The sequence below is a fragment of the Kitasatospora sp. NPDC001225 genome (genome assembly GCF_053597855.1).
This window is the reverse complement of record NZ_JBSFJC010000010.1, coordinates 31911-57509: the sequence shown is the minus strand read 5'-3', so window position 1 is coordinate 57509 and position 25599 is coordinate 31911. Positions and strand designations below refer to the sequence as shown.

Here is a 25599-nt window from a genome sequence, read left to right as displayed (position 1 = left end):
GGTTCTAGTCTCCTGCCATGACCGAAGAACGCGGCTGGAAGCACAGCGACGACCCGCACATCGCCATCACCGCCAAGAACATGCGGGCGATGGCGCATCCCGTGCGGATGCAGTTGGTCGGGCTCCTGCGCAAGCACGGCCCGTCCACGGCGACGAGGCTCGCCGAGCAGCTGGGGCTCAACTCCGGAGCCACCAGCTACCACCTGCGCCAGCTCGCCGCCGCGGGCTTCGTCGAGGAGGACGAGGAGCGCGGCAACGCCCGCGAGCGGTGGTGGCGTTCGGCCCACCCGCTCACCGTCTGGACGGTGGACGACATGGCGGACGACGAGCTCGACACGGCCGCCGGCTTCCTGCGGTCCGTCCTGGCCGCGCACACCCAGACCGCCCAGCGCACGCTGGACGCCTTCGAGACCATGCCGCGCGAGTGGCGCCGGGTGACGGACCTCAGTGACCGGGTCCTGCAGCTCACGCCCGCCGAGGCCGAGCAGCTGTCCGGCGAGCTGTTCGAGGTGGTCCGGCGCTACCGGCAGATCGACCACGGCGGGCCCGCGCCGGAGGGCACCGAGCAGGTGGCCGTGGTCGTCCACCTCCTGCCGGACGCGACCGCCACCGCCACCGCAAGCGAGGGGGAGACCGCATGACCACCGGCACCGCCGCCACCGCTGCTACCGCCACCGACGCGCCGGGGCGCAGCTTCCGCCCGCTGGCCGGGGTGCTGACGGCCATGGCCGTCTCCGTGACGGGCACGCGCGTCTCGGCCATCGCCCTGCCCTGGTTCGTCCTGGCCACCACCGGCAGCGCCACCATGACGGGCCTCGTCGCGTTCGCCGAGATGGCGCCGTACGTGGCGGTCAAGGCGCTGACGGGCCCGTTAGTCGACCGGCTCGGGCCGCGCGTGGTGTCCTGGACGACGGACGCGGTCAGCGCCGTCGCGGCCGGGCTGGTCCCGCTGCTGCACGCGCAGGGGCTGCTCCCGTTCTGGGTGCTGCTGGTGATGGTCGCGGTGATCGGGGCGATGCGCGGCCCGGGGGACTTGGCCAAGTCCGTCATGGTCCCGGAGGCGGCCGACCACGCCCGGGTGCCGATGGAGCGCGCCACCGGGCTGTCGGGCGTCACCGAGCGGCTGGCCTCCACCATCGGGCCGGCGGTCGGCGGCGGGCTGGTCGCCCTGATGGGCCCGCTGGCCGGGCTGGCGATCAACGCGGTCACCTTCGCGCTCGGGTCGCTGATCATCGCGGTCGCGCTCCCGCGCGGCATGGGGCGCCCGGCGGTGCCCGTCACGGCCGCGGATCCGGCCGTTGCCGCGTCCGCCGATCCGTCCGCCGATCCGGCCGTTGACGCGTCCGTTGACGCGTCCGGGGAGGAGCAGCCCGCGGGTTACTGGCGGATGTTCCGCGAGGGCTTCACGTTCCTGCGCTCGGAGCCGCTGCTGCTCACCGTGATCGTGATGATCGGGATCACCAACCTGATCGATGCCGGGTTCATCACCGTCCTCGTCCCGGTCTGGGCGCGGGAGTCCGGCAACGGACCGGCCGCCATCGGCCTGCTGGCCGCCTCCATGGGTGCCACCGCGGTCGTCGGCAGCCTGATAGCGGCGGCCGTCGCCTCCCGGCTGCCCCGCCGGACGGTCTTCTTCACCGGCTTCCTGCTGTGCGGCGCACCGCGCTTCCTGGTGCTCGCCCTCGGCGCGCCGATGTGGCTGGTGATCACGGTCTTCGCGATCGGCGGCTTCGGCTCCGGCTTCCTCAACCCGATCCTCGGCGCGGTGCTCTTCGAGCGGGTGCCCCGCCACCTGCTGGGCCGCGTCCACGCCCTCGGCGACTCCCTCGCCTGGGCCGGCATCCCGCTCGGCGGCCTGGTCGCCGGTGCGGCGGTCGCCACGGTCGGCCTCATACCCAGCCTGATCGCGGCCGGCGCCCTGTACTTCGCGACCACCACGCTGGCCGGGCTGCGCCCCGAGTGGCGGGAGATGGACCGCCTCCGTGGCGGCTCGGGCCGAGCGGACAGCGTGGCCAGCGCGAGCGGCGCGAGCAGCGCGGCCGACGCGGCCGTCGTGCCGGAACCGGCGCGCAGCGCGTAAGCCGCCCCCCGGGTGCGGCTAGCGGGCCCGATCGGTGACCGGGCCGGGCTCGTCCGCCGGGCGGTGCCCCGCCCAGTGGAGCAGCAACAGGCTGGCCAGGGCGGCGAGGGCACACCAGGTGGAGACGAAGGCGAGGTGCCAGAGCAGGGCGCAGACGACGGCGCCCGCACCGGTGACGAGACCGAGACGGCGGAGCAGGCGGTCGCCGCTCACCAGGAGGGAGCCGACGGTGGCGAGGAGGTAACCGGCCAGCAGGAGGGCCGGGTACGGGATGCCGACCGCGTAGCCGAGGGTGTGGCCGTGCACGGCGGCCGTCACCGGATGGGAGTCGACGGCCACGGCCAGCGGGACGGCGACCGCCGCACCGAGCAGGGTGAGCGCGGCGAGCACCCGTCGGCGCGGTCCGACGGCGGCGCACCACACGGCGGCCGGGACCAGGACGGGCAGCAGCGGCAGGGCGACCACCGCCCAGGCGGTGCGGGCCGCTCCGGCGAGGCCGTCCGGCAGCCCGCCGTCCGTACCGAGCCAGACCAGCGCCTCGATCAGCTGGTGCACACCCAGCACCAGGGGGAGCGCGGCGAGCGGCAAACGCTCGGGATGGTCGGCCCGACGGGCACGGACCACACACGCCACGCCCGTGACCGCGACCAGCCCACCGGCCACGGCGTCCGCCTGCGCGCTCCAGCACATCGCGGCCTAGCCGGTGCTCCCGGGGCGGTCGTCCCCCTCGGGGCCCTGCTCCGCTCCGTCCCCGGCCTTGTCCTCCGGTTCGTCCCCGGGTTCTTCCCCGGCTTCGTCCTCCGGTGGCGCCCCGATGCTCTCCAGGGTGTCGCGTGCGGTCCCGGGCATCGCCGGATGGCGGCCGATCACGATCACCCCGATCACGATCGCCAACAGCCCGACCGACTGCCACGCCAACGCCCCTGGGGTCACCCGCAACCGGTCACCGAGGAAACCCACCGCGCAGGCGATCCCGGCCAGCGGCTGGGCGGCGGTCAGCGCCGGCAGGGACATCCGCAGCGGCGCGGCCTCGAAGGCGCTCTGCACCAGCAGCAGCCCGACCACCCCCGCCACCACCACCGCGTACGGCTGCCAGCTGCGCAGCACCGCGGCCAGGCCCTCGTGGTCGAGGCGCTGGGTGGTGGTCCGGGTCAGCGCGTCCTGGAGGCCGTAGAGCAGCCCGGCGGCGAGCGCCAGCAGGGTCGCCTCCTCGAACAGCGGCAGCCGGCGGGCCAGCGAGACCAGCAGCACCACCAGCCCGACCACGGTGCCCACCACCAGCCAGTGCCGCAGCTCCCCGGCGGGTGGCCCCCCGCCGGTCGGCCGCCCGGCCACGATGAAGGCCGTCACCCCGAGGGCCAGCAGCGCCACCCCGGCCCAGCCGGAACGGCCCAGGGTCTGACGGGTCAGCACCCGGGCCAGGGCCATCGCGAAGATCAGATTGGTGGCCAGCAGCGGCTCGACCAGCGACACCTCGCCCTGGTTGAGCGCGAACGCCGAGAGGATCAGCCCGCTGACCATGAACCCGGTGCCGAGCAGCCACTGCGGCATCCGCATCAGGTCCAGCAGCAGCCGCCAGCGCAGCAGATCGGAGCGCGGGGCTTGCTGAGCCGCGTGCTGCTGGAGGACGAAGCCGAGCCCCAGACAGCAGGCCGCGCTGAGAGCGAGGAGGAAGACCGCCACGGAGGGACCACCAGGTTGTCGCTGCCCGCGCCGCGCCGACGAGTCCGAGAGGTGGGTCGGGCGTCGCGGCCGCTCCCGTCAGCCTACCGCCGGGCCGGTGCCCGGGCCGATCGCACGACACGCCCGCGGCGGGGCGGGCCACCAGGCCCTCCGGCAGCGCTTGCCGCCATCGGCAGGGCAGGCGCACGCTGGTGTGAGCGGCCGCCACGGGTCACCGTCCGTGCCGGTCCGGACAGGCGCGACGGGGGCCGCCGCCAGGAGGTGTGGCATGCACAACCAGTGGGACGTGGAGCTGAGGTTCGAGGAAGACGGCGTGCACACGGCGTGTGACGCCAGGCTGACCGGCGCCAGGGCGCCCGGCCTGAGCGCGCACGGCGAGTCCGTGAAGAGCGCGGACGACCGTCCGCTCGCCAGGATCGGCGAGGAGGTCGCGGCCTCCCGCGCCCTGGAGGAACTGTCCCGCAAGCTGCGGGCCCAGGCGACCGGGGAGATCGACGACGAAGGGCACCGCCCGGGCTACCTGATCTACTGAGCCCCCACCGGCGCCACCCTCCCGTCCCGGACCGCAGCGGCTCCGGGCAGCCCGGCGGCCGCCCGATCGACGTGGACGGCGCCCACGGAGGCGCGTTCCAGCGAAGGTACGCCATGGCCTCGGAGGGAGGAGGGCCATCATCGGACCGGCCTGTCCGGTCGTCGGCCCTACCGGCGCCACCACGGGGCGCGGAGGACGTCGTCCGGGTCGGTGGCGCAGTTGGTGCCGCTGACCACCTCGTGGGCGGGAACGTCCCAGCCGACGACGCCCGGAGCCTGACGGTCCAGCTCGACCAGCCGGGCGCGCTGCGGGCCGGCGCCGGTGTCGACGTCGCACATCAGCACGCTCGTCCAGGACCGGCCGTCGAGGGCGGCGACGACCGAGAGCACCGGAAGCACCACCAGGGAGAGCAGCAGCGCCGCGACCCGTGCCGCCTCGACGGCCCGGGGCCCGAAGGCCACGGCGGTCCGCCCGGTGCGCCGGCCGGTGTCGGCCGAGCGCGCGCCCGTCCGGTACTCGGCCACCACGCCGAGCCGCAACAGGTAGCCCAGGACGCCCGCGGCCACACCCCACCACAGCCCGTTGAACGCCCCGACCACCACCCCGAGCGCCCCCGGCAGGATCGCCGCCCGCGCCGCCGTCTCCGCCAGGGCCCGCCCCTGGCGCCGGGCGGCCCCGCCGTGAGCGGCCCGGTAGGCGTAGCCGATGTAGGAGAGCACCGCCGCCAGCACGACCGCCAGCACCGGCTCGGCGAAGAACATCCCGATGACGACGTCCACCCAGTTCGCCGGCCCCATCGCCAGCAGCGCGTCCCGGGCCGCGTCCCCACCCCCGAGCGTCCACGCCAGCTTCAGCACCGGAATGGCGAACACCACCGCCGGCGCCATCACATGAGCCGCACTCACCTGCGCCGCGCCGCCGCCCCGCGTCCTTTCGGTCATCCGGCAACGCTACGCACGCCCCCCGCACCCCCACACCTCCGACACCCACCCCTGCACCTCGTGGCCTAACCCTCCACCAGCGCCGCCGCCCAGCTGTATCCGGTCCCTGCTCCCGGCCCCCTTCCGGAACGGGGTCCCACATCCTGCCGCCTGGCCGACTTCCTGCGCCGTTACTCAGGTTGATCCTTGACCAACGGGGTGGGGGCGTGCTCACCGGGGCGCTGATCGCTGTGGTCCGGTTCGGTCGCGTTCGATCAGCGTGGCGGGGACCTTGACGGTTCTGCCCACGTCGCAGGGGGTGGCCTTCGTCCGGTTCGGGATGCCGGGTGGCCGGCCGGGGCCGGGCGTGCTGGGTTTGGGCGCACGGGCCGGACTGGGCAGGTGGGGGTCGGATGTTCCGGAACCCCCGGCGGACGCGGGTCGGCGTCAGCGCGACGCCGGGGCGGCTGGTCTTCTCCCGAGGGCGGCGCTGGTCGGCGGCGAGTGGGGCGGCGAGGCGGAGCTGGGTGTGGGCGACGATCACGAGCCAGGTCCAGCGGTCCGCGGCCTCCGGGGAGCGGAGCCTGGGGCGGGCCCAGCCGAGGGTCTGCTTGAACAGGCGGCAGGTGTGCTCCGGGTCGAATCTGCGCAGGTAGCTCGACCAGATGAAGTCGCCGTCATCGGCGGTGGCGCCCGTCTTGGAGGACCACAGCCAGACCGGTGGCGCGTCGCGGTCGCCGGGCAAGTGGTCGACCTTCAGCCGGATCAGAGTGCCCTTGACCAGCGGGAGTTCGCCGTCGTCGCCGATCCAGGCGGAGCGGTGGGTGAGGTAGGGGTGGACCGGTCCCACGCCGTCGTCTCGGCCTTGCCGTAGCGCGGGGTGTCGTTCCTGGTGGTCAGCGTGGGTTCGGGCCAGGCGGCGGGGTCGGCGAGTGGGAAGCGGGGCCCGCGCTTCGGGGGCCCCGCCCTTCGGGTCGTAGACGTAGGCGGGCTTCGCCAGTCGCAGGACGCGGTCCGAGCGCAGGCGGCCGACGACCTCGACGGGCAGGTCCCGCAGCACGTACGCGAGGCGCATCGGGTCGTAGCCCGCGTCCATCACGATCACGATGTCCGGGTCGCCGTCGCGCCACTGACCCGCGGCGACCAGGCGCCGGACCACCTGCCGCAGCTGGGCGGCGGTCACCAGCGCAGCATCGTCGGTCGGGCCGAGGCGGACCACGTCCAGGACCTGCGTCCACGAGGTCCGGTCCGGGGTGAGCGCGGTGACGAACGAGTAGGGCCGGCCCGGCACCACGTGGTTGGACGCCTGGCCAGCGCGGCCGTGGACCAGGCAGAACAGCCGCTCGGGCGAGCAGGCGGCGTCGGAGCGCAGCCACGGCGAGACGTCCACGGTGAGCACGATCCGGCCCGCGAAGCGGGGCAGTGGCAGCTCGGCCAGCAGGTCCCGCAGCAGCTCGGTGTCCAGACGGCCGTGGTCGAGCGCGCCGTACAGGGAGCCGTAGCCGCGGTGGTGCTCGGCGGTCAGTGACAGCTCCACCGGCGTACGGGTGGGCGCATCCGGGCACAGCAGCGCGTCGGTCGGTTCAAAGAACGCGTCCGCCCGCGCGGACAGGCTGGCGTAGTAGTCCTCCCGGAAGAGTGACAGTTCCACGAACATGTCTCGCCGGGTGGCAAGTCGGAGCACACTCATCGGCACGGCCCCGTCGTCGATTCCTCGATCTCCTCGCAGAGTCAGGATCACGACCGGGCCGTCCCCATGTCCGCCGATCACCCGAACGAGTGAGCCATCGACGAGCACAATCAGGGCCCGATGCCAAGGAACAAGCTAAGTCAAACCGGGGAGGCTGGCTTGTCGGTGCTCGGACCTAGTATGCGGACATGACGCGATATATCGACGAGGATCTGCACAGTGCGGAGTTCCGCGAGTGCGATCTGACCGGGGCGCGCCTGATCGGCGTCGTCATGCAGGATGCCGTGATCGACGGGCACGTCACCAACCTCGTAGTGAACGGTGTCGAGGTCACCGAGTACGTCGAGGCAGAGCTCGACCGGCGTCATCCGGTGCGGGTGCTGATCCGCTCCGAGGACCCTGACGATCTGCGCGAGGCATCGCGTCAGCTCCATGCCGGCTGGGCCGCCACGATCGAGCGAATCCGCCGTACGCCCGGCATCGAGCGCCGCAGCGTGAACGACGAGTGGTCGGCGGTGCAGACGCTGCGCCACCTGGTCTTCGTCCACGACTCGTGGTTCCGCCGCTGCTGCCTGGGCTCGACGGAGCTGTTCACGCCGATGGGCATTGGGCCGACCGTCGAGCCCTACCGTGGAGCGCACGGGCTTGACCTCTCGCTCGATCCGGCCCTCGACGAGATCGTGAGCGTGCGTGACGCGCAGGCCGCCGAGCTTGAGGCCTGGCTCGATGAGGTCACCGCCGTGCAGCTCGCAGCGCGAGCGCCGGTGCCCGACGACGATGTCTGGCCGCCGTACGCCCGGGGCCGCTTGGTGCGGCAGTGCCTCGGCACGGTGCTCAAGGAGACCTTCGAGCACCACACCTTCTGCGTTCGCGACCTCGACCTGATCGAGGCACAGGACGCCGAGTAGGGCCGACTACAGACAACGTGCACCCAAGCCGACCCGCCCGGGCCCAGGCCGGCCGGCGTCCCGAACCGGACCAAGCCCCCCGCTGCGACGTGGGCAAGACCGTCAAACGCCCCGCCACGCTGATCGAACGCGACCGGACCGGACCGGTCCGCTCACACCCACCCCGCTAGCGAAACCGAGCCGCACCATAAGGAACAAGCTCAGGTTGAACCCGCCTCGCCGCAGAGGCTGAGAGCCGTCGATCCGCGGGTACGCCCTCGTCGTGCGATACGTGCGCGGCGTCGGTCCACCATCCAGGAGTAAGAACTCCTAACGAAATGATCTTCGATGGTCGGTTCCAGTCGCTGGGGTGCCATCGGGCAGCATGGGGGCGATGAACTCGGATGAGCCGGTGCCTCGGGAGTTGAAGGTCCTCGATACGACCTCGCTGGTCAGGCTGGAGGAGCGGGCATGCGAACTCGGCCTCAACCAGCGGTTGAACCCGGCATGGGTGCAGGCGAATGCGGCGCCCGATGGAACCCAGGCTCAGGAAGGCCTCGTGCATGTCATCGCGGATCTCCCAGCGGATGCGCAGGCGTCGGAACCAGTGCGGGTGGGCGAAGGCGCGTTCCACGACCCCGTGTTGAGTGCCGAGTCCGGAGCCGTGCTCGGTGCCTCGGCGGGCGATGAGCGGCTTCACGCCGAGGTTCCAGACCAGGCGGCGGTACTTGTCGTGGTCGTAGCCGCGGTCGCCGAGCACGGCGTCGGGCCGGCGCCGGAGCCGGCCGCGCTTGCCGCGAACGGACGGCAGTGCCTGAAGCAGTGGAATGAGCTGGGTGACGTCATTGCGGTTCCCGCCGGTCAGGGGGCGGCGAGCGGGATACCGTTGGCGTCGGTGATCAGGTGGTGCTTACTGCCCGGCCGCAGTCGCTCGCTTCCCGGGCTGAGTGAGTGGCAATTTGCTTAAGTGAAGCGGGAGATGGAGCGAGGTCCGCTCCCGTCGACGGGTCTCGATCGTCACCCTGATCTGCTGCAAACCCGGCGAACAGTCCCGGTGGGACGACGGCCGGGGCAAGCGCAAGGCCTGCAAGGGCTCCGCCCGGACTGATCGCCTCCCTGTCCCGACCGGCCGCCTGTGAAGCGCCTGCTGCCTGGCGAGCGGGTGCGCGAGGGCTTGTCGCGAAAGTGGATCTCGGCGGTGAAACGATCACGCTCCGCGGGACATGGAGATCTGACGAACAGTCAGTTGACGTGGTTTGAACCGTTGCTGCCGCAGGGCATCAAGCCGGGCCGACCGCAGGCGTGGACGCGGCGGAAACTGATAGGCGGCATGCGGTGGCGGATCCGGGCCGCGCCTCCTGGTGCGAGTGAGTGGGGGGACGTGAGAAGTCGGATGGGCTGACTTCTCATGCTGCGGGGGTACGTGGTCAGGGGTGGTGGGTGGGGGTGAGGAAGGTGGTGAGGCGGGGGTTGAGGTCGTGGGGGGCGGCCATGGGGAGGTTGTGGTGGGAGGTGGCCGGGATGATGGCGACTTCGGCTTGGGGGAGGGTGTGGCGGGCGGTTCGGGCGACGGCGTGGGGGTCGTGGGTGCGGGTGTGGGCGGCGAGGAGGGTGAGGACGGGGGTGGTGAGGGTGCGGAGGCGTTCGGGGGTGGGGCGGGGGCCGGTGACGACGGGGGAGGCGGGGAAGTCGGCGTAGCCGAGGGCGTAGAGCTCGCGCCAGGCGGGGTCGGGGCGGGGGGTGGTGCCGGTTTCCCAGTCGAGGTAGGCGCGGGCGCGGGCCGGGGTGCGGTGGGGGAGGAAGAGGGGGAGGGCGCGCAGCAGGTAGCCGGGGCGGAAGCCGGCGAAGCACTGGGTGGGGTCGAGCAGGGCGAGCCGGCCGACCCGGGTGGGGGCGTGCAGGGCGTACTCCAGGGCGATCCAGCCGCCGTACGAGTGGCCGCAGAGGTCGGCCTGTTGGACGCCGAGTCCGTCGAGGACGGCGTCCAGCCAGCCGAGCAGGCCGGGGACGCCGTCGAGGGCGGCGCCGTCGTGGACGCTGCGGCCCGGGTCGCCGATGAGGTCGACGGCGAGGACGCGGTGTCCTGCTTCGGCCAGGGCGCCGGCGTTGGCGAACCACAGGGTGGAGGTGGCGCCGCCGCCGTGGAGCAGGACGAGCGGGCGGCCGTCGGCGGGGCCGCAGGCGTTGATCCGGGTGGTGCCGTGGGCGGTGCGGACGGTGAGCGCTTCGACCGGGACGGGCCAGCGGGCGAGCAGGGCGTCGTAGGCGGCGAGGAAGGGGGTGGTGCGGGCGGACATGAGGGCCTCCGCGGGTGTGGTGTGATGGCGGCCGAGCCGGCTGGACCACTCGCCGAGCAAGTGTCGCGGTGAACGAGTATTACGCTGAACAAGTATCTCGCTGAGCGAGAGAATAGTCGCACATGCCCTCCCCGAGGAAGGACGACAGGGTGTCCGAGGTTGCCGATCCGATGCGGCTGGTGCACCTGCTGCGTGGCCTGACGGTCGAACTCGACCTGTTCGGCGCCGAGTTCGCGGCCCGCAACGGTCTGCATCCGACCGATCTGCGGGCGCTGATCCACCTGCTGGACGCGGCCAGGGCCGGGGAGGTGGTCACCCCGGGCCGGCTCGGCGAGGCGCTGGGGCTGAACTCGGCGGGCACGACCGGCCTGGTGGACCGGCTGGAGCGGCTCGGGCTGATCCGGCGCGAGCGGGACCCGCGGGACCGGCGCCGGGTGCGGCTGCTGGTGGAGGAGCGGGCGATGGAGCTGGGGGAGGGCTTCTTCGGCGGGCTGATCGGCGATCTGGTCGCGGCGATGCGGCAGTTCGAGCCGGGGGAGCTTGACGCGGCCCGGCGCTTCCTGACGGCGATGACCGGGGTGGTGGCGGCCGCCCGGGAGGACTGAGCGTCCAGGGAGGGCCGGGGCTACGCGGGGCCGAGGGTCCAGCTGATCACCGACAGCGTCGCCATCGACACCAGCGTCGACCAGAGCACCGCGTCCCGGGCGAGGGCGATGCCCTGCCGGTACTCGCGGGCGTAGGTGTACACGTTCTGTGCGGTGGGCAGCGCGGAGAACAGCACCACGGTGAGCAGTTGGTGCGCGGGCAGGTGGAGCAGCGGGCCGGCCACGGCGAGGGCCACCAGCGGCTGGACCAGGGTCTTGAGCGCGACGGTCAGCCCGACCTCGGTGCGGCGCGGACGGCCCTCCGCCGGCGGGCGGTTGTGCAGCGATATGCCGAGGGTGATCAGCGCGGTCGGGACGCCGGCGCCGCCGAGCAGTTCGCAGGAACGATTCAGCTCGGCGGGCAGGTGCACGCCGGTCGCCGAGGCGAGGGCACCCAGGGCGGTGGCCAGCAGGATCGGATTGCGGACGGGCAGGGTGAGCAGCGCCCGCCGCCCGGCCGCGCCGCCGTCCAGGACGGCCAGGACGGCGGGGGTGACCACCAGGATCTGGAACAGCACCACGGGCGCCACGAAGGAGGCGTCGCCGAGGACCTGCATGGTCACCGGGATGCCGAGGTTGGCCGAGTTGACGTAGCCGGAGGCCATCGCGCCGACGGCCAGTTCGCCGGGTTCGCGGTGGAACAGCAGCCGCCCGACGAGCAGACCGAGGCCGATCGTGACCACCGTGCCCGCGGTGAAGGCGAGCATCGAGGCGTTGGCGAAGCGGTCCAGCGGGGTGCGGGCGATCATCAGGAACAGCGCGGCCGGCATCGCCACGTGGAAGACGAACCGGTTGAGCACCGTCTCGGCCTGCGGCCCGAGCAGCCCGGTGCGGCCGACGACGTAGCCGACGCCGGTGAGCGCCCAGATCGGCGCGAAGGCGGACAGCAGGGGGTGCAGGGCTGGCATGGTTCCTCGGATCGCTCGGGCGGATCTGCCGGTGCGACGGGGGTCTCCCGTCGGGGGCGCCGACTCCCGAGCGCGCTGACCCCCCGAAGCCCTTGAACCCCCCGGGGCAGTAAACCAGTGGCCGTCGGCGAGGTGATCAACGGGCCTGTCGCGGGCACGCCAGCCGGGTCGGGCCGTCGGTGGGATCGGCGGGCCAGGCACGAGGCCGACCGCCAAGGAACGCGGCCGACCGCCAGGAACGCGGTCGACCGCCCGGAGCGACGCCGACCGCCCGGGCCTACGATGAGCCGATGGAGGACCAGTACCTGAGCCTGTCCGAGGTGGAGGCGATCGCGCGCCGGGCCCACCGGGGGCAGGTGGACAAGAACGGCCACCCGTACGGCGAGCACATCGCGGCGGTCGCCCACGGGACGGCGGCGCGCGGCGGCAGCGCGGCGCAGGTCGCGGCGGGCTGGCTGCACGACACCGTCGAGGACGACCGGCTGAGCCGGGAGTGGCTGGCCGGGGCCGCGCTGCCGGAGGAGACCAAGGCGATCGTGGACGCGCTCACCCGGCGCCGGGACGAGCCGGTCGAGGAGTACACGGCTCGCATCCTGGCCACGCCGGGCGCGCTGCTGGTCAAGTGCGCGGACCTGGCGCACAACTCCGATCCGGCCCGCCTCGCCGTGCTGGACCCGGCGACCGCCGAGCGGCTGGCCGCCAAGTACGCGCGGATGCGCGAGCTGCTCGGACTCACCGGCGAGCTGTAGTCCACGAGCTGTAGTCCCCGAGCCGGGGCCCAAGGAGCCGGGCCCAAGGAGCCGGGGCCCAAGGAGTCGGAGCCCGAGAGCCCGCCGCCCACGGGCGCCGGGGAACCACAAGAGGGCCCGGACCACGCGGATCGCGCGGGTCCGGGCCCTCTCGGGCACCCCGGTGGTCCCTGTCCGACCCCCGGGGTGAGGGGGAGTGGTCAGGTGACGGTCGGAGGCTGGTGGGCCGATGGGGTCGGCTTAGTACCAGTGGTTGGCCTGCCAGAAGTTCCAGGCGGCGTTCGGGCTGCCGTAGCGGGTGTTCATGTAGTCCAGCGCCCACTTGATCTGGGTGGCCGGGTTGGTCTTCCAGTCCGAGCCCGCCGAGGCCATCTTGGAGCCCGGCAGCGCCTGGGCCAGGCCGTACGCGCCGGAGCTCGCGTTGGTCGCGGACACGTTCCAACTCGACTCGTGGGCGATGATCTGGCTGAAGGAAGCCAGCTGGTTGGCCGGGACGATCTGGGCGGCGATGGCCTGCGGGGAGGCGGTGGCGGCGTTCGCGGTGGCGGGCAGGACACCCGCGCCCAGGGCGGTCAGACCGGCGGCGCCGGCGAGGATCGCGGCGGAGGTGCGCATACGGAGCTTGAAAGCGGGCATAAAGAGCAGGACCTCAATCGGGTTGGGCCGGGTCACTCCCCGCCGCGGACCTCGGCCGGACAGGGGCCGTGACGGTCGCGGGGTCGTGACCCGGCAGCAAGCCGTTCACCGGCGGGACAGGTGCCGGTGCGGCTGACGACTGAGCCATTGTTGGCAGACGGCATCGGCCCCCGCCAAGACCCCCTCGGTACGACCCACGGTCGTACGGAAGGGGCCGCCGTGGATTCGAAGGGGCGGTCGCGCGGAGCGTGCGGAGCGGGGGTGAGCTGCGCGAACGCGGGGGGTGTCGGAGTGGCGCGGGCGTTCCGAGGGCGTCTACTACCGCCCGTCGTGGGTGTTGATCACGTGTGAGCGCACTCACCGTGCGGGGCTCGGCGGGCGTCACTCGCCGGCCCGGTCGAAGCACGGTGGGTACAGACGATCAACCCCGCGCTGAGACCGGCGCCACACCCGAGCGGCGGGAGCGGCGCGACACCGCCGCGCCGAGCGGCAGGAGGTGGGAGGCGGGTCCTAACGGAGGTCGCCCAGCCGTCGGTGCCGGACGGCCCGGGCCGCGAGCCGGTCCGCTTCGGTGGTCGCCGACAGGGCGCCGAGCGCCGCGCCGACCGCGTGCCCGAGCCGGGCGCAGAAGGCCGTCGGCTCCTCGGCGGCGTCCGGCAGCTCCGGGACCACCTCGTCGACCAGCCCGACCTCGGCCAGCCGGTGCGCCCCGATGCCCTGGGCGCGGGCCAGCTCGGCGGCGTGCGCGCCGTCCCGGTGGACGATCGCCGAGGCGCCCTCCGGCGGCAGCGGCGCCAGCCAGGCGTGCTCGGCGGCGATCACCCGGTCCGCCGGGAGCAGTGCGAGCGCCCCGCCGCCCGACCCCTGGCCGAGCAGCACGGCCAGGACGGGGGTGCGCAGCGCGAGCAGGGTGGTCAGGCAGTGGGCGATCTCCACCGCGATGCCGTCCAGCTCGGCCTGGGCGGACAGCTCGGCGCCGGCCGTGTCCACCACGGTGACGAGCGGCAGTCCGAGCTGCTCGGCCAGGCGCGCGGTGCGGCGTACGGCCCGCAGGTCGGCGGCGGTGAAGGGGCGCTCGTGCTCGGGGGTCTGCCGCTGCTGGCCGACGACCAGGACGGGCCGGCCGCCGAGCAGGGCCAGTGCCCGGACCAGTGCGCCGCCGCGCCCGCCGGGGGCGTCCAGCAGCACCAGCTCCTCGGCGGTGTGCCGCAGCAGCTCGCGGGTGCCCGGGCGGTCGGGGCGCCGGGTGCGGAGGACGGAGTCCCAGGCGTCGGGGTGCCCATGAGTGCGGACGGGCGCGGGGGCCGGAGAGGCGGTGGGGTCTGTAGTAGGGGACGGCGGTGCGGCGGCGAGGACGGCGAGAGTGCGGCGGAGCAGCTCGCGCAGCTCCTGCGGCGGTACGACGGCGTCCACCAGTCCCTGGCCGGCGAGGGTCTCGGCCCGCTGGACGTCCGGCGGCAGTTCCACGCCGCGCAGCTCCTCGTACACGCGCGGGCCGAGGAAGCCGAGCCGGGCGCCGGGCTCGGCGAGGACCAGTTGTCCGAGCGTGCCCCAGGAGGCGAAGACCCCGCCCATGGTGGGGTTGCGCAGGTAGGTGAGGTAGGGGAGGCCGGCGGCGCGGTGCGCCTGGACGGCGGCGGTGATCCGCAGCATGCAGAGGAAGGCCGCCGAGCCCTCCTGCATCCGCGTCCCGCCGGAGACCGGCAGGGCGAGCAGCGGCAGCCGCTCGGCGGTGGCGCGCTCGACGGCGCGGGTGATCCGCTCGGCGGTGGCGACGCCGATCGAGCCGCCGAGGAAGCCGAACTCGGAGGCGATGAGGGCGACCGGCCGGCCGTCGATCGAGCCGACGCCGGTGAGGACGGCCTCGTCCAGGCCGGTGCGCTCGCGGGCGCGGTCGAGGGAGGCGCGGTAGCCGGGGTCGGGCCGGTCGACGGCCGGTGGCTCGTCCCAGCCGCGGAAGCCGCCCGGATCGACCAGCAGGCCGATCAGCTGGTGGGCCGTCAGTGCCGTGCCCGAGCCCGTACCCATGCCCACCCCGTCAGAGTCGTTCCGGCGATCGTTCCGGTGATTGCTCCGGCGATCGTTCCGGCGGTCGTCCCGGCCCCGCCGTGATCCGTCCGGCTAGGCGGCACTCTATGCGGCACGGTCCGGTCGGGACAGCTCCGACATGAGTTCGATGGCGGTCGACCCTTGCGCTGGACGGGCGGTTCGTGGGCGTTTCGCGGACGGCTCCGGGAGAGGGGCGCGGGGCTCGGCGTACGGCTCAAGTCCTCGTAGGTAAAGGGTAGTTACTCGCTGGTTAATAGTTTTTCTGAGGGCTTCCGGAGCTGACGGTGTCTCGTCAGACTGGTGGACATGACTCGCACTCTACGCGCGTGGAAGACCCGCGCCGCCGCCGTCACCGCCGTCGCCCTGATGACCCTCGCCCCGGTCGCCGTCGCCACCGAGGCGCACGCCGACGTGAGCGGCTCGGTCTGCCTCTCCGCCCTCCCGTCGCAGGCCACCGACACCCTCAACCTGATCGCCTCCGGCGGACCGTTCCCCTACTCCCAGGACGGGGTGGTCTTCCAGAACCGGGAGGGCGTCCTGCCCAGCGAGTCCTACGGCTACTACCACGAGTACACCGTCATCACCCCGGGCTCCCCGACCCGCGGCGCCCGCCGGATCGTGACCGGGCAGGCCAGCCAGGAGGACTACTACACCGGCGACCACTACGCCACGTTCTCGCTGATCGACCAGACCTGCTGACCGTCCGCTGATCACCCCGGGGCCGTCCCCGGACGCTCCGACACGACGGTGGCCTCGGCTGGCTTCCCCGCCGAGGTCACCGCCGTGCGGCCGTAACCGTAGCCGTAGTCGCTACGGCCGCCCCCGGGCTCAGAGCTCGGACGGCCCCCAGGCGCCCACCGCCAGCTCGTCCCCCACCCGCAGCGTGCCGGGCCGCAGCACCGCGAACTTGCTGCCGAACGCCACCCCGCCCGCCGCCGCCCGGCGGTACCGGGCCAGCGTGCGCAGCGGCTCCGGGCCCGTCTTGGTGCCGTGGGACTGGTCCACCATCGTCACCGCGCAGCGGATCGCGAGCTTGGCGTAGCCCAGTTCGGCCCCGCCCACCTCGATCCGGCGGGCCAGATCCTCGGTGTGCGGTTCGGACCAGCCGTCCACCACCACGTTCGGGCGGAACCGGTCCATCGGCAGCGGCGGAGTGCCGGAGAGCTCGTTGAAGTACTCCAGCGAGGAGTGCGACACCAGGTGCACGGCGCAGCTGTCCGCGTAGCCCGAGGTGCCCGGGACCAGCCCGTCGGTCACCCGGTCGTGCTCCGGCGGCACCCGGACCAGCCGGCTGCGCGCGCCGAGCACCCCGGAGAGCCAGTCGGCGGCCTCCTCGCCCTGGTCGATGCCGAAGAACGGCGCACCGAACAGCCGCACCTCGCGGCGCGGGCCCCCGGTGTCTACCGGAACCGACACCGGCTCCGTCCCCGGGGCGGCCAGGGTCAGCGAACGGCCGTCCTCCGCCACCGTCGGGCGGACGGTGGCCAGCACCGGGTCCCGGCGCTGGGAGCGGAACACGCCCTCCTCGTCCACCACCATGAACGCCCGGTCGTGGGCCAGCCCGGCCCGGGTGAGCTCCGCCTGCGCGGCCGCCACCCCCGCGCAGCCCTTCACCGGGTAGTACCGCAGTTCCGTCACCGTGGCCATCGTCCTGCTCCCCCTTCGCGCCGGCGTGCCGTGCTACGCCCGCGTACCGTCCATCTCGCGAACCCCACAGGGTAGTTGAGCGGGTCGACGGGGGCGGAGGCGGGACGGGGTGGATCCGCCCGCCGCTTGCTAGGGTCGGGGGCATGGCACCACCGAGCAGCGCGAACCCCCCGGGGCGGCTCCGGCGTGACGCGCAGCGCAACCGCGACCTCCTGCTCGCCGCCGCCCGCGACATGTTCTCCCGGCACGGCCTGGACGTGCCGCTGGACCAGATCGCCAAGGAGGCGGGCGTCGGCAACGCCACCCTCTACCGGCACTTCCCGACCCGCGAGGCGCTGATCGGCGAGGTGTTCGCGGACGCCGGGGGCGGCCTGGCCGCCGCGGGCGAGGAGGCGCTCGCCGACGCGGACGCCTGGAGCGGCCTCGAACGGTACTTCGGGCGGATCTTCGAACTGGTCGCCGCCGACCGGGGCATCAACGACCTGGTCACCCAGGCCATCCCGACCATCCCCGGGATGATCGAGATCAGCCGCGGGCACGCCACCACCGTCGGCGCCCTGATCGCCCGCGCCCAGGAGCAGGGCACCATGCGCCGCGACGTCGTCACCATGGACCTGCTCTTCCTGCTCGGCCCGCTCTGCCGCGCCCTGCCGGCCGCCACCGAGCTGCGCCCCGACCTCTGGCGCCGCTACCTCGCCCTGCTGCTCGACGGCTTCCGCGCCCAGGCCACCCACCCGCTGCCGGTCCCACCGATCGGGGAGGAGCACCTGGACCGGATGTTCGCGGACCTCTGGGAGGCGGAGCAGCCGGAGCCCTCCTGACTCTGAGCCCGCCTGAGCCGGAGCCCTCCAGAGTCTGAGCCCGCCGCAAGCCTGAGCCCGCCGCAAGCCCGAGCCTGCTTCCGCCCGTGCCGCATCAGGGACGCGTACGGAAGGACGGGCCCCGCGTCAGAGCCGCGTCAACGGCCCGTGGCCGTACGGGCGCGGGCCGCTTTGCTGGGGTGGAATCGGCGCGGTCCGGTCCGGCCCGGTGCGAGGGCACCCGGGCGCGCGGGCGGACGGAGAGGCAGGGCGGGCCATGACGGACAGTGGTGCGGACGGAGGCCGGATCGTGGTCGGCATCAGTGGCTCGTTGGGCAGCCTCGCCGCGCTGCACCGCGCGGTGGCCGAGGCCCGTCGCTCGGACGTCGAGGTGCTCGCGGTGCTCTGCTGGACCCCGCCCGGCGACGAACTCGGCTACCGCCGCACCCCGTGCCCGCCGGTGATCGAGGCCGGCCGCGACGCCGCCGTGGCCCGGCTGCGGCAGGCCCTCGACGAGGCCTTCGCCGGACGCCACGCGGGCGTCCGGCTGCGCTGCCAGGCCGTCCGCGGCGACACCGGCCACACGCTGGTGCGGTGCGCGGACCGGCCCGGTGACCTGCTCGTCCTCGGCGCCGGACGGGAGCGCGGCCGCCTCGCCCGACTGGTGCACCCCTCGGTCACCGCCTACTGCGTCCGGCACGCCGCCTGCCCGGTCCTGGCCGTCCCGCGTCCGCCGCTGCAGCGCGAGCTGGAGGCCCTGGAGCGCGGTGGCGGGCTGCGGGAGCCGGCGGCGGGGAACTGAGGTCAGGCCGACCCGGCCGCCTCGGCGAGGACGGCGGCGGTCCGCCGGCCGGCGGCCAGGGTGTCGGCATCGGTGGCCGGAAGGCAGCGGCCGGCCTCGGGGCGGTAGGCGGTCATCACCACGCCGGCGTGGTCGGTGGGCAGTTCGAGGGTCCGTACCGCCGACATCTGCTTTGTAAGAGCAGCGCTCAACCGCCGGGTGTGCTCGATGTCCACGATCCCGTCCGCCGTGCCGTGGACCAGCCAGAGCGGGACGGGGGACGGGCCGGCGGCCAGGTGGTTGAGCGGGGCCTCGCCGGTGGTGACGGCCGTGGTCGAGTAGTGCGAGGCGATGCCGACGGCGGCGACGGGCCGTAGCTCGGCGGGGGTGTCCGGGTGGGTGGCCACGGCTATCGCCTCGCGGCCGCCCATCGACCAGCCGGCCAGCACGAAGCGGGCCGGGTCCCCGCCGTGCTCGGCGGCGATCCGGCGGGCCTGGGCCAGCGAGGCGAGCAGTTCGGCGCCGCCGCGGTCCGGCTGCTCGGAGCTCCAGTCCGGGACGAGCACCAGCAGCCCCAGCCCGGCGGCCTCCCGGGCCAGCGGCCGCAGCACGTCACGCTCGTTCGGGCCGTTGCCGTGCCAGAGCAGCACGACGGGAGCCGGTCCGGCGGTGCCGGCGGCCGGGAGGTGGACGTCCATCAGCCGCCCTTCCGCGTACGGAGCGGCAGTCGGGGCGGCAGGCGGACCGGCCTCGGGTCGAGCGCTCGTCATGCGGGGTTCCCCTCCGGTTCGGTGGATGATCACGGAGCTGGTACTGTACTTCTCGTCGCGAGGGAGGGATTCCTCGTCAGGCGTCAGTGGTGCTACCAGAGCACGTCCTACTTTCAGTAGGAAGAGTCCGTGCGACCCGGGCCTGGCGCTCCAGAGTCGGACAGGGTCCGGTGCCGTTCGTTCGGCGCCGGGCCCTGTTCGCGTTTCCGGGAACAGGGTGACCGCCGGACGACCGTTCAGGACGGGGCGTTCTCGGGGCGAGGCGTTCTCGGGACGGGGCGTTCTCAGGACGGCTGGCGGTCGGAGCCCAGCTCGCGGGAGATCCGTAGGCCGACCTGGGCGACCACCGGGCCGAGGGCGCGGACCCGGGCGGCGGTCATCCGTGAGGTGAGGCCGGAGACGGACAGGGCGGCGGTCACCTCGCCGGTGTGGTCGAAGATCGGGGCGGCGACGCAGCGGACCTCGGGCTCGTTCTCGCGGTCGTCGATCGAGTAGCCGCGGGCGCGGATGCGGGCGAGGTCGGCGCGGAGCCGGGGCTCGTCGGCGATGGTCCAGGCGGTCACCGGGCGCAGTCCGGCCGCGACCACCTCGGCGACGGCCTCCTCGGGCAGCCAGGCGAGGATCGCCTTTCCGGTGGCGGTGCAGTAGGCGGGGGCCCGGCTGCCGACCCGGGAGGCCATCCGGACGTTGGTCTCGTCCTCGACCTTGTCCAGGTAGACGATCCCGGGGGCCTGCCAGACGGTCAGGTGGACGGTCTCGCCCGCCTCGCGCTGGAGCCGCCGCAGGTGTTCAGCGGCGACGCTGCGCAGGTCGAGGGTGGTCAGGTAGGCCTGGCCGAGCCGCAGGGAGCCGTGGCCGAGCCGGAACCAGCCGGTCTCGCGGTCCCGGTCGAGGAGGTGCTCGTCCAGCAGGGGGCCGGCCAGTCGCAGCACGGTGCTCTTGTTCAGGCCGAGCCCGTCGGCGAGCTGGGCGAGCGGCACGCCGCGCCCGTCGCCGTGGTCGCGGACGTAGCCGAGGACGGCGAGCGCGCGGCGCAGCGAGGAGGACTGGTTGCGTTCGGTCGCGGGTTTCTTGGGCGCCGTCTCCGTCATGGGTCCGTTCCCTGTGTCGTTCTGCCGGTGTTCCCCCGCAGGTCGGCGGCGGTTGTCAGAACGTACCCGGTCGTGACGGGATCGCCTCATCTTCGATACAACGTTGTGCAGTGCAAAACTTTCCCCAACTCCCTCTTGTTGGCGCCGATCGCCCCCGCCTAACGTCCCTGCCATCGAGCAGGCGACGTCGCCCCACCCGAGCGCTGCGCCCTGCCGTACCCCCACCACTTCACCCACCATCGGCCCCGGTCAGGGCCTGCTTCGACGTGCCCGTCCCCGCGGCGGACGTCTCGGCGGCAGCTGTCGGGAGGGGAGGTCTCCACCATGCGACTCATCGGACGGACCGCCGCAGCCGTCGTGCTCGCCGCCGGCTGCCTGGCCGCCACCGCCTGTGCCCCCGGCACCGCCTCGCCGGCGAGCGACAAGGCCGCCGACGACCGGACCGGCACGCTGCAGGTCTGGCTGTACAACGAGGCGGGCAACGCGGCCAAGGAGGCCGTGATCGCCAAGGCCGTGACCGACTTCCAGGCCTCCCACCAGGGCGTCACCGTCAACGTCAGCTACATCGACACCGACGCCTCGGCCCGCGCGGCCAAGATGAAGGGCGCGTTCAACGACCCGAACAGCGCCCCCGACCTGGTCGAGTTCGGCAACACCGACCTGCCCGGCTACGTCGCCGCCGGCGGCCTCGCCGACATCACCACCGAGCTGGACACGTGGCAGGACAAGGGCGACCTCGACCCGGCGATCGCCAAGACCGCCGTGGTGGACGGCAAGACCTACGGCCTGCCCTGGTGGGTCGGCGTGCGCGCGCTGTACTACCGCACCGACCTGTTCACCGAGGCCGGCCTCACCCCGCCGACCTCGTACGCCGAACTGGTCGCCGCCAACCAGAAGATCCACGCCGCCCACCCGGACACCTTCGGCATCGCCGTCGGCGGCAAGTACACCTTCGCCGCGCTGCCCTTCGTCTGGGACGCGGGCGGCGACATCGCCACCAAGGACGGCGCCGCGTTCAAGGCGGCGATCAACTCGCCCGCCTCGCAGGCCGGGATCAAGCGCTACACCGACCTCTTCGGCGCGGACGGCTGCCCCGCCCAGCAGTGCGCGGACCTGACCGGCGGCAAGACCGTCGACCTGTTCGCGGCCGGCAAGTCGGCGATGGCGGTGCTGCTCAACTCCAACCGCGGCAAGGTGGACGCGGGCGCGGTCAAGGGCAAGTACGGCGTGGTGCCGCTGCCCGGCGAGAAGCCCGGCTCGATCGCCCCGGCCTTCGCCGGCGGCAACAACCTGGGCGTGATGAAGGCGGCCAAGCACCGCACGCTGGCCGTCGAGTTCGCCGAACTGCTGGCGAGCCCCGCGTACCAGGAGCAGATGTACGACGCGATGGGCAACCTGCCGACGCTCAAGTCCGTCAGCGGCAAGGTCGCGGCGAAGGACGCGTTCCTGAAGCCCTTCACCGACACCATCGCGGCCGGCACCAGGTTCGTCCCGCTCGACCAGGCGTGGGCGCAGATCGACGCCCAGGCGGTGATCCCGACGATGCTCCAGCAGGTCGTCACCGGCAAGGCGGACGTGGCCAAGGCCTCGGGCGACGCGGCCGCGCAGGTCTCCTCGGCCTTCGCCGCGCACTGACGGCCGACCGCCGGCGGCGGGGGCGCGCCACGACCGTCGCCGCCGGCATGTGAGTCACCGCCACCGCCGCCGGCACCGGCGTCGAGTCGGCGCGCCCGCCGCCGGCACCGAGCCACCGGCGCCGCACCGCCGGCCCCCGGCCGCGTACGGACGGCCCCCCTCCCGGTTCGTCTCAGAGAGCAGGTCCCGCACGTGTCCGTATCCACCTCGACCGCCCCGGCGCCGCCTTCCCCGCAGAGGCGCCGTGGGGGAAGGGCGCCGGCCGCACCCCCGGGCGGCCGGCGCCGGCGGCCCCCGCTGCTGCTGCTCCTGCCGGCCGCGGTCATCCTGATCCCCCTGGTCGCCTACCCGATCTACCAGCTCGGCCTGCTGTCCGTACTGGACTTCGGGCAGGCCCAGGCCTCGGGCGGCGCCCCGACCTCCTTCGTCGGCTTCGGCAACTACTCGAAGATCCTCGAGGACGAGCAGTTCTGGACGGTGCTGTTCCAGACCATCGGCTTCGCGGCGTTCTGCGTGGTCGCCACCCTGGCCGTCGGCGCCACCCTCGCGGTGCTGCTCACCAAGGTCGGCCGGTGGCCCCGGCTGGTGCTGACCACCGCGGCGATGGCCGCCTGGGCGGCGCCGGCGATGACCGGTTCGACGGTGTGGAGCTTCCTGTTCGACACCAACCTCGGCCTGGTCAACCACACCCTGGAGGGGCTCGGACTCTCCGGCTTCCACGAGTTCAACTGGTTCTACGACAAGTGGACGGCGTTCCTGATCGTCGGCGCCGTGGTGGTGTGGCACTCCTACCCGTTCGTGATGGTCACCCTCTACGCGGGCATCCGGGCCATCCCGGAGGAGATCATGGAGGCGGCCGCGCTGGACGGCGCCAACACCTGGACCACCTTCCGCCGGATCACCGCACCGATGCTGCGCCCGATCCTGACCATCGTGGTGATCCAGTCGGTGATCTGGGACTTCAAGGTCTTCACCCAGATCTATGTGATGACCGAGGGCGGCGGCATCGCCGGCCAGAACCTCGTGCTCAACGTGTACGCGTACCAGAAGGCGTTCGCCTCCTCGCAGTACGGGCTGGGCGCGGCGATCGGCGTGATCATGCTGCTGATCCTGGTGATCCCGACGGTCCTGTACATCCGCACCCTGCGACGGACGGGGAACGAACTGTGAGCCCGGCGAACTCCCCGGCGAACTCCCCGGCCGTGAAGCCGGCCCGGAACACCGGCGGCCCCCAGGACGGGAGCGGCCCCCGGAACACCGGCGGCCCCCGGAACACCCGGGGCCGGAACACCCGCGGCCGGTGGCGGCTGGCCGCCAACAGCGGCGCGATCGTGCTGGCCGTGGTCACCGCCTTCCCGATCTTCTGGATGGTGCTCTCGGCCTTCAAGCCCAAGGGCGAGATCCAGTCGCTCGACCCCAGGCCGTGGACCGCCCACCCCACGCTGGAGAGCTTCCGTCAGGTGCTCAGCGTGGACGGCTTCGCCCGCTACTTCGGGAACAGCCTGGTGGTCGCGCTGTCGGTGGTGGTGCTGTCGGCGATCGTGGTCTTCCTGGCGGCGGTGGCCGTGACCAGGTTCCGGTTCAAGTTCCGCACCACCATCATGGTGATGTTCCTGATCGCCCAGATGATCCCGGTCGAGGCGCTGACCATCCCGCTGTTCTTCATGTTCCGCGACGCCGGACGGTTCGCCCCGGGCATCGGGCTGAACACCCTGGCCTCGCTGGTCCTGGTGCAGCTGGCGTTCTCGCTGCCGTTCGGGATCTGGATGATGCGCGGCTTCGTCGCGGCCGTCCCGGTCTCGATCGAGGAGGCGGCGCAGATCGACGGGGCCGGCCGGACCCGCATCCTGTGGCGGATCCTGCTGCCGCTGGTGGCGCCGGGCCTCGCCGCGACCAGCGTGTTCTCCTTCATCGCGGCGTGGAACGACTTCGTCTTCGCCAAGACCTTCATCATCAGCGCCACCCAGAACCAGACGCTGCCCTCGGCGCTGCTGGTCTTCTTCAAGCCGGACGAGAACGACTGGGGCGGCATCATGGCGGCGTCCACGCTGATGACCGTGCCGGTGCTGATCTTCTTCATCGCGGTGCAGCGCAAGCTGGTCTCCGGGCTGGCCGGTGCGGTGAAGGACTGATCGCCCGCGCGTGCGGAGCGGCCGGGAGTCCCGTCGTCGTGCGGGACTCCCTGTCGTACGTGAGGGTGGGCGCTCCGGGCGTGGGCGCCGACACCGGCTCAGGAGACGAAGCCGACGATGTCGGTGCCCTTCCGGCTCCGTGCGATCCGGAGCCAGCCGACGACCTCCGCGACGGCCTCGGCCACCTCGCGCTCCGGCACCGGGGCGCGGCCCTCGCGCCCGGCCCGGTCGAACCGGTCCAGCGCCTGCCCGCAGTCCCCGGCCGACCAGGTGCCGCAGGACGGCACCGCGCAGAAGGGCAGTCCGGTGGGAAGGCCGCCGCCGTACTGGAAGTCCGCGACCGAGACGGCGGTGATCCCGTACGCCTTCAGACCGTCGTCGACCACCTCCAGCCAGTTGCCCCGGAACGGGCCGAAGGAGTCGACCTCCAGGGGCTGTCCGACCAGCCAGCACAGCCGCCGGTACGCGTAGCCGTACTGGAAGGCGTGGTCCTCGTTCCCGGAGAAGGGCCCGCCGTGCACCACGGCGCGCAGCGCCTCCTGGGCGGTCGGGGCGCCCTGCGCGATCTCGTCGGCGAAGTGCTCGTCGGACCTGTCCAGGGACGGGCCGAAGTACGCGAGGGCCTCGTCGACCGCTCCGTCGTCGCCGCTGCCGACGCGGGCACGGAGCTCCGCGGGGTCGACCAGGTACGCGCGCAGGAAGGAACTCATATCAGCACGGTAGCGGGCGCAACGGACAGCCGGGTCGGCGGGTCCGGCCGCCCTCGGGCGGTGGGGTCGTACCGAATCTTCTTGCCGTAGAGGCAAGTTGACGGGACGGCAGCGGCCTCGCCGGCTCCCCGGGTGAAGGGCGGGAGCGTCGGCGGCCCGGGCTCAGGCCGCGGCCGCGGAGTCGCTGGCCGGGACGGCGACCAGCACGAACTCCGCGCCGGCGTCGTCCCGGACCAGCGCGGTGCGGCCGAACGGCCCCGGCGCCGGACCGGTGACGACGGCGCCGCCGAGGGCGCGCAGCCGGTCGGCCGCGCGGTCGGTGTCCTCGGTCGCGAAGTGGACCAGCCAGCGTGCGCCTCCCTCCGAACCGGCGCCCGGGCCGGAGGGGCTGGAGGGGTCGGAGGGGCCGATGCTGCACGCGGGCCGACCGGCGACCCGGGCGAGGGTGTGGCCCGCCCGCGGCCGGTCGTAGCTGTAGCCGACGACCCGGCGGTAGAAGGCCCGCGCGGCGTCGGGGTCGGGGGAGAGGTGCTCGTTCCAGGCGAACGCGCCGGGCTCGTCGACCAGGCCGGCGCCGTCGATGGTGCCGGCCCGCCAGAGCCCGAAGTGGGCACCGAGCGGGTCGACGGCGAGCGCGGCGCGGCCCTGCTCGGGCACCTCGTACGGTTCGCGGGCGAGGCGGCCGCCGGCGGCCCGGACGGCGGCGGCGGTGCGCAGCGGGTCGGGGCAGGCGAGGAAGGTGGTCCAGGCGGGCGGGTCGGTCGGCCGGGCCCGTTCGACGGCCGCGACCTGGGCGCCGTACCGGGTGGCCACCGCCTCGGCGGGGCCGGTCGGGACGAACTCCCAGTCGAACAGCGCGCCGTAGAAGGCCTGCGCCCGTGCGGTGTCCGGCGTGGTGAGCACGACCCAGCACGGGACCCCGGGGCGGTAGTTGCCCGGCTTCGGCATGCGGTCCTCC

24 protein-coding genes and 2 pseudogenes are annotated in these 25599 nt (G+C 73.5%); 12 read left to right on the top strand and 14 right to left on the bottom strand.

Going from position 1 to position 25599, the window contains the following annotated elements:
• Nucleotides 1–17 precede the first annotated feature (17 nt).
• Both ACWDCZ_RS05625 and ACWDCZ_RS05620 read left to right on the top strand, forming a co-directional pair.
• A complete protein-coding gene (locus tag ACWDCZ_RS05625) occupies nucleotides 18–641 on the top strand; it encodes an ArsR/SmtB family transcription factor (protein ID WP_049655922.1) in 624 nt (207 codons plus the stop codon).
• Complete coding sequence (locus tag ACWDCZ_RS05620) at nucleotides 638–2080, top strand: MFS transporter (RefSeq protein ID WP_449815284.1); 1443 nt, start codon at nucleotides 638–640, stop codon at nucleotides 2078–2080. Before ACWDCZ_RS05625 ends, ACWDCZ_RS05620 begins: the two co-directional genes overlap by 4 nt.
• 18 nt (nucleotides 2081–2098) lie before the next feature.
• Here the strand turns inward: ACWDCZ_RS05620 and ACWDCZ_RS05615 are convergent, their stop codons facing one another.
• Complete coding sequence (locus tag ACWDCZ_RS05615; RefSeq protein WP_449815283.1) at nucleotides 2099–2770, bottom strand: DUF6629 family protein; 672 nt, start codon at nucleotides 2768–2770, stop codon at nucleotides 2099–2101.
• Nucleotides 2771–2776: 6 nt separating this feature from the next.
• On the bottom strand, nucleotides 2777–3763 hold the full coding sequence (locus tag ACWDCZ_RS05610) for a DMT family transporter (protein ID WP_449815282.1): 987 nt from the start codon (nucleotides 3761–3763) through the stop codon (nucleotides 2777–2779).
• Between the two features lie 268 nt (nucleotides 3764–4031).
• On the opposite strand from ACWDCZ_RS05610, the gene ACWDCZ_RS05605 reads away from it, so the two are divergent.
• Nucleotides 4032–4295, top strand: a complete 264-nt coding sequence (locus ACWDCZ_RS05605; RefSeq protein WP_049655929.1) for a dsRBD fold-containing protein — start codon at nucleotides 4032–4034, stop codon at nucleotides 4293–4295.
• Between the two features lie 167 nt (nucleotides 4296–4462).
• On the opposite strand, the gene ACWDCZ_RS05600 is transcribed toward ACWDCZ_RS05605, so the two are convergent.
• Together ACWDCZ_RS05600 and ACWDCZ_RS05595 are read right to left on the bottom strand one after the other, a co-directional pair.
• The gene (locus tag ACWDCZ_RS05600) at nucleotides 4463–5236 is read right to left on the bottom strand and encodes a hypothetical protein (RefSeq protein WP_449815281.1); all 774 of its coding nucleotides are present in this window, start codon (nucleotides 5234–5236) and stop codon (nucleotides 4463–4465) included.
• Nucleotides 5237–6149: 913 nt separating this feature from the next.
• Nucleotides 6150–6872, bottom strand: a pseudogene (locus tag ACWDCZ_RS05595) (transposase); the annotation flags it as partial.
• A 221-nt stretch (nucleotides 6873–7093) separates the two neighbouring features.
• On the opposite strand from ACWDCZ_RS05595, the gene ACWDCZ_RS05590 reads away from it, so the two are divergent.
• Nucleotides 7094–7813: a DinB family protein gene (locus ACWDCZ_RS05590; RefSeq protein ID WP_049655934.1), complete on the top strand. Its 720-nt coding sequence runs from the start codon at nucleotides 7094–7096 to the stop codon at nucleotides 7811–7813.
• 520 nt (nucleotides 7814–8333) lie between these two features.
• Here the strand turns inward: ACWDCZ_RS05590 and ACWDCZ_RS05585 are convergent.
• Both ACWDCZ_RS05585 and ACWDCZ_RS05580 read right to left on the bottom strand, forming a co-directional pair.
• Nucleotides 8334–8725: pseudogene (locus tag ACWDCZ_RS05585) on the bottom strand (transposase); the annotation flags it as partial.
• 494 nt (nucleotides 8726–9219) lie between these two features.
• Nucleotides 9220–10089 carry an alpha/beta fold hydrolase gene (locus ACWDCZ_RS05580; RefSeq protein ID WP_449815280.1) on the bottom strand — a complete coding sequence of 290 codons (870 nt, stop codon included), beginning with the start codon at nucleotides 10087–10089 and terminating at the stop codon, nucleotides 9220–9222.
• 170 nt (nucleotides 10090–10259) lie between these two features.
• On the opposite strand from ACWDCZ_RS05580, the gene ACWDCZ_RS05575 reads away from it, so the two are divergent.
• On the top strand, nucleotides 10260–10694 hold the full coding sequence (locus ACWDCZ_RS05575; protein WP_449815304.1) for a MarR family transcriptional regulator: 435 nt from the start codon (nucleotides 10260–10262) through the stop codon (nucleotides 10692–10694).
• Between the two features lie 20 nt (nucleotides 10695–10714).
• Here ACWDCZ_RS05575 and ACWDCZ_RS05570 read toward each other — a convergent pair whose 3' ends face one another.
• Entirely contained in the window at nucleotides 10715–11641 is a 927-nt protein-coding gene (locus ACWDCZ_RS05570) for an AEC family transporter (RefSeq protein ID WP_449815279.1), read from the bottom strand.
• A gap of 290 nt (nucleotides 11642–11931) precedes the next feature.
• Here ACWDCZ_RS05570 and ACWDCZ_RS05565 point away from each other — a divergent pair, with 290 nt between their 5' ends.
• On the top strand, nucleotides 11932–12390 hold the full coding sequence (locus tag ACWDCZ_RS05565; RefSeq protein WP_449815278.1) for an HD domain-containing protein: 459 nt from the start codon (nucleotides 11932–11934) through the stop codon (nucleotides 12388–12390).
• A 240-nt stretch (nucleotides 12391–12630) separates the two neighbouring features.
• On the opposite strand, the gene ACWDCZ_RS05560 is transcribed toward ACWDCZ_RS05565, so the two are convergent.
• Nucleotides 12631–13026, bottom strand: a complete 396-nt coding sequence (locus ACWDCZ_RS05560) for an aggregation-promoting factor C-terminal-like domain-containing protein (protein WP_049659347.1) — start codon at nucleotides 13024–13026, stop codon at nucleotides 12631–12633.
• A gap of 510 nt (nucleotides 13027–13536) precedes the next feature.
• Nucleotides 13537–15054 carry a carboxyl transferase domain-containing protein gene (locus ACWDCZ_RS05555; protein ID WP_449815277.1) on the bottom strand — a complete coding sequence of 506 codons (1518 nt, stop codon included), beginning with the start codon at nucleotides 15052–15054 and terminating at the stop codon, nucleotides 13537–13539.
• Between the two features lie 387 nt (nucleotides 15055–15441).
• On the opposite strand from ACWDCZ_RS05555, the gene ACWDCZ_RS05550 reads away from it, so the two are divergent.
• Entirely contained in the window at nucleotides 15442–15774 is a 333-nt protein-coding gene (locus ACWDCZ_RS05550) for a ribonuclease (RefSeq protein ID WP_049650667.1), read from the top strand.
• A gap of 129 nt (nucleotides 15775–15903) precedes the next feature.
• Here ACWDCZ_RS05550 and ACWDCZ_RS05545 read toward each other — a convergent pair whose 3' ends face one another.
• Nucleotides 15904–16722, bottom strand: coding sequence for an MOSC domain-containing protein (locus ACWDCZ_RS05545; protein ID WP_449815276.1), 819 nt, complete (start codon nucleotides 16720–16722; stop codon nucleotides 15904–15906).
• A 143-nt stretch (nucleotides 16723–16865) separates the two neighbouring features.
• Between ACWDCZ_RS05545 and ACWDCZ_RS05540 the strand changes: the two genes are divergently transcribed.
• Nucleotides 16866–17543 (top strand): TetR/AcrR family transcriptional regulator, encoded by a 678-nt coding sequence (locus tag ACWDCZ_RS05540; protein WP_117492341.1) that lies wholly within the window; start codon nucleotides 16866–16868, stop codon nucleotides 17541–17543.
• A 256-nt stretch (nucleotides 17544–17799) separates the two neighbouring features.
• Entirely contained in the window at nucleotides 17800–18324 is a 525-nt protein-coding gene (locus tag ACWDCZ_RS05535) for a universal stress protein (protein WP_074004499.1), read from the top strand.
• A 2-nt stretch (nucleotides 18325–18326) separates the two neighbouring features.
• On the opposite strand, the gene ACWDCZ_RS05530 is transcribed toward ACWDCZ_RS05535, so the two are convergent.
• Together ACWDCZ_RS05530 and ACWDCZ_RS05525 are read right to left on the bottom strand one after the other, a co-directional pair.
• Nucleotides 18327–19073 (bottom strand): alpha/beta hydrolase family protein, encoded by a 747-nt coding sequence (locus ACWDCZ_RS05530; RefSeq protein ID WP_449815275.1) that lies wholly within the window; start codon nucleotides 19071–19073, stop codon nucleotides 18327–18329.
• A 284-nt stretch (nucleotides 19074–19357) separates the two neighbouring features.
• The gene (locus ACWDCZ_RS05525; RefSeq protein WP_049650658.1) at nucleotides 19358–20164 is read right to left on the bottom strand and encodes an IclR family transcriptional regulator; all 807 of its coding nucleotides are present in this window, start codon (nucleotides 20162–20164) and stop codon (nucleotides 19358–19360) included.
• A gap of 324 nt (nucleotides 20165–20488) precedes the next feature.
• Between ACWDCZ_RS05525 and ACWDCZ_RS05520 the strand changes: the two genes are divergently transcribed.
• The 3 genes from ACWDCZ_RS05520 (at nucleotide 20489) to ACWDCZ_RS05510 (ending at nucleotide 23931) form a co-directional block, all read left to right on the top strand.
• Nucleotides 20489–21799, top strand: coding sequence for an extracellular solute-binding protein (locus tag ACWDCZ_RS05520; protein ID WP_117492337.1), 1311 nt, complete (start codon nucleotides 20489–20491; stop codon nucleotides 21797–21799).
• A 192-nt stretch (nucleotides 21800–21991) separates the two neighbouring features.
• The gene (locus tag ACWDCZ_RS05515; RefSeq protein ID WP_049650656.1) at nucleotides 21992–22969 is read left to right on the top strand and encodes a carbohydrate ABC transporter permease; all 978 of its coding nucleotides are present in this window, start codon (nucleotides 21992–21994) and stop codon (nucleotides 22967–22969) included.
• Nucleotides 22970–23106: 137 nt separating this feature from the next.
• Nucleotides 23107–23931: a carbohydrate ABC transporter permease gene (locus ACWDCZ_RS05510; protein ID WP_049650666.1), complete on the top strand. Its 825-nt coding sequence runs from the start codon at nucleotides 23107–23109 to the stop codon at nucleotides 23929–23931.
• A 98-nt stretch (nucleotides 23932–24029) separates the two neighbouring features.
• Here ACWDCZ_RS05510 and ACWDCZ_RS05505 read toward each other — a convergent pair whose 3' ends face one another.
• Both ACWDCZ_RS05505 and ACWDCZ_RS05500 read right to left on the bottom strand, forming a co-directional pair.
• Nucleotides 24030–24641 (bottom strand): DUF7691 family protein, encoded by a 612-nt coding sequence (locus ACWDCZ_RS05505; protein ID WP_449815274.1) that lies wholly within the window; start codon nucleotides 24639–24641, stop codon nucleotides 24030–24032.
• Between the two features lie 162 nt (nucleotides 24642–24803).
• Entirely contained in the window at nucleotides 24804–25589 is a 786-nt protein-coding gene (locus tag ACWDCZ_RS05500) for a VOC family protein (RefSeq protein WP_449815273.1), read from the bottom strand.
• Between the last annotated feature and the right edge of the window lie 10 nt (nucleotides 25590–25599).

What these genes read in the sequence shown, in the direction of transcription:
- ACWDCZ_RS05580 (WP_449815280.1), bottom strand. Translation starts at nt 10,089, where the DNA reads ATGTCCGCCCGCACCACCCCCTTCCTCGCCGCCTACGACGCCCTGCTC.
- ACWDCZ_RS05535 (WP_074004499.1), top strand. Translation starts at nt 17,800, where the DNA reads ATGACGGACAGTGGTGCGGACGGAGGCCGGATCGTGGTCGGCATCAGT.
- ACWDCZ_RS05530 (WP_449815275.1), bottom strand. Translation starts at nt 19,073, where the DNA reads ATGACGAGCGCTCGACCCGAGGCCGGTCCGCCTGCCGCCCCGACTGCC.
- ACWDCZ_RS05540 (WP_117492341.1), top strand. Translation starts at nt 16,866, where the DNA reads ATGGCACCACCGAGCAGCGCGAACCCCCCGGGGCGGCTCCGGCGTGAC.
- ACWDCZ_RS05600 (WP_449815281.1), bottom strand. Translation starts at nt 5,236, where the DNA reads ATGACCGAAAGGACGCGGGGCGGCGGCGCGGCGCAGGTGAGTGCGGCT.
- ACWDCZ_RS05620 (WP_449815284.1), top strand. Translation starts at nt 638, where the DNA reads ATGACCACCGGCACCGCCGCCACCGCTGCTACCGCCACCGACGCGCCG.
- ACWDCZ_RS05525 (WP_049650658.1), bottom strand. Translation starts at nt 20,164, where the DNA reads ATGACGGAGACGGCGCCCAAGAAACCCGCGACCGAACGCAACCAGTCC.
- ACWDCZ_RS05500 (WP_449815273.1), bottom strand. Translation starts at nt 25,589, where the DNA reads ATGCCGAAGCCGGGCAACTACCGCCCCGGGGTCCCGTGCTGGGTCGTG.
- ACWDCZ_RS05605 (WP_049655929.1), top strand. Translation starts at nt 4,032, where the DNA reads ATGCACAACCAGTGGGACGTGGAGCTGAGGTTCGAGGAAGACGGCGTG.
- ACWDCZ_RS05550 (WP_049650667.1), top strand. Translation starts at nt 15,442, where the DNA reads ATGACCCTCGCCCCGGTCGCCGTCGCCACCGAGGCGCACGCCGACGTG.
- ACWDCZ_RS05575 (WP_449815304.1), top strand. Translation starts at nt 10,260, where the DNA reads ATGCGGCTGGTGCACCTGCTGCGTGGCCTGACGGTCGAACTCGACCTG.
- ACWDCZ_RS05625 (WP_049655922.1), top strand. Translation starts at nt 18, where the DNA reads ATGACCGAAGAACGCGGCTGGAAGCACAGCGACGACCCGCACATCGCC.
- ACWDCZ_RS05545 (WP_449815276.1), bottom strand. Translation starts at nt 16,722, where the DNA reads ATGGCCACGGTGACGGAACTGCGGTACTACCCGGTGAAGGGCTGCGCG.
- ACWDCZ_RS05505 (WP_449815274.1), bottom strand. Translation starts at nt 24,641, where the DNA reads ATGAGTTCCTTCCTGCGCGCGTACCTGGTCGACCCCGCGGAGCTCCGT.
- ACWDCZ_RS05615 (WP_449815283.1), bottom strand. Translation starts at nt 2,770, where the DNA reads ATGTGCTGGAGCGCGCAGGCGGACGCCGTGGCCGGTGGGCTGGTCGCG.
- ACWDCZ_RS05565 (WP_449815278.1), top strand. Translation starts at nt 11,932, where the DNA reads ATGGAGGACCAGTACCTGAGCCTGTCCGAGGTGGAGGCGATCGCGCGC.
- ACWDCZ_RS05555 (WP_449815277.1), bottom strand. Translation starts at nt 15,054, where the DNA reads ATGGGTACGGGCTCGGGCACGGCACTGACGGCCCACCAGCTGATCGGC.
- ACWDCZ_RS05560 (WP_049659347.1), bottom strand. Translation starts at nt 13,026, where the DNA reads ATGCCCGCTTTCAAGCTCCGTATGCGCACCTCCGCCGCGATCCTCGCC.
- ACWDCZ_RS05570 (WP_449815279.1), bottom strand. Translation starts at nt 11,641, where the DNA reads ATGCCAGCCCTGCACCCCCTGCTGTCCGCCTTCGCGCCGATCTGGGCG.
- ACWDCZ_RS05590 (WP_049655934.1), top strand. Translation starts at nt 7,094, where the DNA reads ATGACGCGATATATCGACGAGGATCTGCACAGTGCGGAGTTCCGCGAG.
- ACWDCZ_RS05520 (WP_117492337.1), top strand. Translation starts at nt 20,489, where the DNA reads ATGCGACTCATCGGACGGACCGCCGCAGCCGTCGTGCTCGCCGCCGGC.